The organism is Novosphingobium sp. B-7, from assembly GCF_000410615.1.
Taxonomy (GTDB): domain Bacteria; phylum Pseudomonadota; class Alphaproteobacteria; order Sphingomonadales; family Sphingomonadaceae; genus Novosphingobium; species Novosphingobium capsulatum.
The window spans coordinates 1-538 of the sequence record NZ_APCQ01000515.1 but is presented as its reverse complement, the minus strand read 5'-3'; the positions used below and the strand labels follow the sequence as shown (position 1 = coordinate 538).

General features: G+C 64.9%; 1 protein-coding gene. It reads right to left on the bottom strand.

Translation table 11 applies throughout. The features are described 5' to 3' along the window. Positions 1–538, bottom strand: a 538-nt coding sequence (locus H926_RS25970; protein WP_043608177.1) for a MobA/MobL family protein, incomplete at both ends; no start/stop codon positions are given.

Genomic DNA, 538 nt, shown 5'->3' with positions numbered 1-538 from the left:
GCGCTCCTCGCCGCGTCCGTCAGGTCCCAGTCGGACAAGATCGGGCGAGCCTCGCACCGCCGCCAGCACGGCGTCGAACTGGTCCTTTCCCTCGCTGTGGCGGTGCACGAACGTCGCAAGGTCGCGCGAAGTGAAGGTCGCCTGCTGGTGGGTGATGGCATCGAGCGCAATGCCGGGGTTTTCAAGGATCTTCTCGCCATTGCTCCGGGCAATGGCAAAATGCTCTTCCAGCCGCTCGCGGACCAAGCCTTCCTGCGCCATGCGTGCCGCGGCCGGGCCGATCTTGTTCTGCGGCTCGAGATCGATGCCCTGGGCCTCCAGACTCCGGTGATCAATCCGCGCGTCGATATCGAGCTGCGCCAGCCGTTCGTTGACGTGCTCGGCCCAGGCTTCGCGCCAGTGGGTCAGGAGCTCGGTCCTGTTCCACTCGCGCACCTTGGCGCCGAAACCGTCTTCTCCAACTTCGCGCATGCCCAGCATTACATGGGCATGGGGCTTGGCAAGGCCGTCGGGTCCGACATCCCAATGCACATTGAGA